The sequence below is a fragment of the Mesorhizobium sp. M4A.F.Ca.ET.020.02.1.1 genome, from assembly GCF_004022645.1.
GTDB lineage: Bacteria > Pseudomonadota > Alphaproteobacteria > Rhizobiales > Rhizobiaceae > Mesorhizobium.
Map to the genome: position 1 here is coordinate 1 of NZ_RZOI01000712.1, position 3,093 is coordinate 3,093.

Here is a 3,093-nt window from a genome sequence, read left to right on the forward strand (position 1 = left end):
CCGCCGCACCGCGCTGTACGGCCTGGTCGCCTCGCTGGCATTGGTGTCGGCCTGCACCGTCAGGCCGCTCTATTCGAACGCGCCGCTTACCGCCGGCTCGACTGTCGGCGCCGCCGCCGAACTGGCGTCGATCTCGGTCAAGCCGGTCAAGACCCGCTATGCCCAGCAGGTGCGCAATAATCTGATCTTCGCGCTCGGCCAGGGCGCCGGCGAACCGGCTACGCCTGCCTATACGCTCGATCTCGGCGTCACCGAGCTGGTCGAATCGGCGGCCCTGGTGCAGATCCAGACCGACGAGGACGAACCGACGGCCGGCACGGTGACATTGACCGCGAATTATGTACTGCGGGACACCACCGGCACGGTCATCGCCACGGGCAAGCGCTCGGTGCCGTCATCCTTCGACCGGCCGCGTCAGGAATATGCATCTTACCGGGCGCAGATCGATGCCGAGAACCGCGCAGCGCGCGAGCTGGCGGACCTGCTCAGGCTCGCCGTCGCGCAGGACTTGATCAAGCACGGCAAGTAGGCCTGAGGCGTATTGATATTCAGGTGAGGCCGGCCTGCCTTCAAGTACGCTCCGCTCTGGCTCTCGGAAACCACCGTTCTCGGCGTGGCTTGACCTGACTCTCAACACACCCAAGCGCACAAGTATGCATTCACCAAAAAAGGCCGGTCGCCCGGCCTTTTTTCTTACCTGACGAGATCAGCCGATTTTCTGGCCGGTCTTGGCCCAGTCGGCGAGGAAGGCGGCGAGGCCCTTGTCGGTCAGCGGATGGCTGACCAGCGCCTTCAGCGTCGCCGGCGGCGCGGTGATGACGTCGGCGCCGATCAGCGCCGCCTGCTTGACGTGGTTCACAGTGCGCACCGAGGCGGTCAGGATCTCGGTCTGGAAGTCGTAATTGTCGTAGATCTGCCTGATCTCCTGGATCAGCTCCATGCCGTCCGAGCCGGTGTCGTCGATGCGGCCGACGAAGGGCGAGATGAAGGAGGCGCCGGCCTTGGCGGCGAGCAGCGCCTGGTTGGCGGAGAAGCAGAGCGTGACGTTGACCATGCGCTTCATCTCGGTGCGGATCGTCTTGCAGGCCTTCAGCCCGTCGAGTGTCAGCGGCACCTTGATGCAGACATTGGGGGCGATCTTGGCCAGTACCTCCGCCTCGGCCATCATCTGCTGGTATTCGGTCGCCACGACCTCGGCCGAGACCGGACCTTCGACGATGTCGCAGATCTGCTTGGTGACCTCGGCAATCTTGCCGCCCGATTTCAGGATCAGCGAGGGATTGGTGGTGACGCCATCGAGCAGCCCCAGATCGTTCAGCTCGCGGATTTCCTTGATATCGGCGGTGTCGACAAAAAATTTCATCGCGGTCTCCTGAAGATTTTCATGTGCATGACATGCAGCTTGGGGGTCGGCCTTTGCTCTAGACCAAAGTCGGGGCAAGGTCACGCCTCATGATGGAAGATTCGCCCTTTGTCGCCGCCGCGCCGGTGCTGGTGCCGATGCCGGCCGAGCGGCCCTACACCTATGCGGTGCCGGCCGGCATGCGCGTGGTGCCGGGCTCGATCGTGCGCGTGCCGCTGGGCCCCCGCCAGGTCGCCGGCATCGTCTGGGACGGCGCCGTCGAAACGGTCGACGCAAGGAAATTGCGGCCGATCGAGCTGGTCTTCGATTGCCCGCCGATCGACCGCGCGATGCGCCGCTTCGTCGACTGGATCGCGCAGTACACGCTGTCGGCCCCGGGCATGGTGGCGCGCATGCTGCTGCGTGCGCCGGAGGCCTTCGACCCGGAGCCCTGGATCGAAGGCCTGCAGCTCACCCTGGCTAGACCCGACCGGATGACCGAGGCGAGGGCGCGCGTGCTGGAGACGGCCGAGGGCGGCCTTGCCTGGACGCGCTCGGGCCTGGCGCATGCGGCCGGCGTATCGTCGGCGGTCATCGACGGCTTGCGGGCGCAAGGCGTGTTCGAGACGGTGATGATCCCGCCGCGGCCGGTGGTGGCAGCGCCTGATCCGGCCTATGCGCAGCCGACGCTGATGCCCGACCAGGAGGACGCGGCGGCCATGCTGCGCGCCGGCGTCGCGGCGAACGCCTTTGGCGTCACCCTGCTCGACGGCGTCACCGGATCCGGCAAGACGGAAGTCTATTTCGAGGCGGTGGCGGCGGCGCTCGACCAGGGCAAGCAGGTGCTGATCCTGCTGCCGGAAATCGCGCTGACGCACGCCTTCCTGGAACGCTTCCAGGACCGTTTCGGCGCCAAGCCGGCGGAATGGCACTCGGACCTGCCGCCGAGAATGCGCGAAAAAGTCTGGCGGCAGGTGGCGGAAGGCGGCGTGCGCGTTGTTGCCGGGGCGCGCTCGGCGCTGTTCCTGCCGTTCCCGGAGCTCGGCCTGATCGTCGTCGACGAAGAGCACGACCCCGCCTACAAGCAAGAGGACCGCGTCTTCTACAATGCGCGCGACATGGCGGTGGTGCGCGGCCACATAGGCGGCTTCCCGATCGTGCTCGCCTCGGCGACGCCGTCGGTCGAAAGCCGGGTCAATGCCAGCCAGGGCCGCTATCATCGGGCAGTGCTTTCGTCGCGCTTTGCCGAGGCGGCGCTGCCCGACTTGAAGTCGATCGACATGCGACGGGCGCCGCCGGCGCGCGGCGGTTTCCTGTCGGCCGTCCTGCTCGAGCAAATGGAGCGCACGCTAGGGAAAAAAGAACAGTCGCTGCTGTTCCTCAACCGGCGCGGCTATGCGCCGCTGACGCTTTGCCGTGTGTGCGGCCATCGCTTCGGCTGTCCGGTCTGCTCGGCCTGGCTGGTCGAGCACCGCTTCCGCGGCCAGCTCGTCTGCCACCATTGTGGGCACAATGAGCGGCGGCCGGAGTCCTGCCCGGAATGCGGCACGCTCGACCATCTCGTCGCCTGCGGTCCCGGCGTCGAGCGCATCGCCGAGGAGGTGGTGACGCATTTTCCGGACGCCCGCACCATCGTCTTGTCGTCGGACCTGATGGGTGGCGTGCGCCGGCTGCGGCTCGAGTTGGAAGCCATCGCCAATGGCGAGGCCGACATCGTCATCGGCACGCAACTCGTCGCCAAGGGCCACAAT

General features: G+C 66.6%; 3 protein-coding genes. 2 read left to right on the forward strand and 1 reads right to left on the reverse strand.

Translation table 11 applies throughout. The features are described from left to right. Nucleotides 1-529, forward strand: a 529-nt coding sequence (lptE, locus tag EN742_RS29790) for an LPS assembly lipoprotein LptE (protein ID WP_245492427.1), incomplete at its 5' end; no start/stop codon positions are given. A gap of 177 nt (nt 530-706) precedes the next feature. On the opposite strand, the gene fsa is transcribed toward lptE, so the two are convergent. After that, on the reverse strand, nt 707-1,363 hold the full coding sequence (gene fsa / locus EN742_RS29795) for a fructose-6-phosphate aldolase (RefSeq protein WP_126057598.1): 657 nt from the start codon (nt 1,361-1,363) through the stop codon (nt 707-709). 89 nt (nt 1,364-1,452) lie between these two features. Between fsa and priA the strand changes: the two genes are divergently transcribed. Further along, nucleotides 1,453-3,093: primosomal protein N' (gene priA / locus EN742_RS29800; RefSeq protein WP_128333599.1), on the forward strand; the 1,641-nt coding region annotated here is incomplete at its 3' end.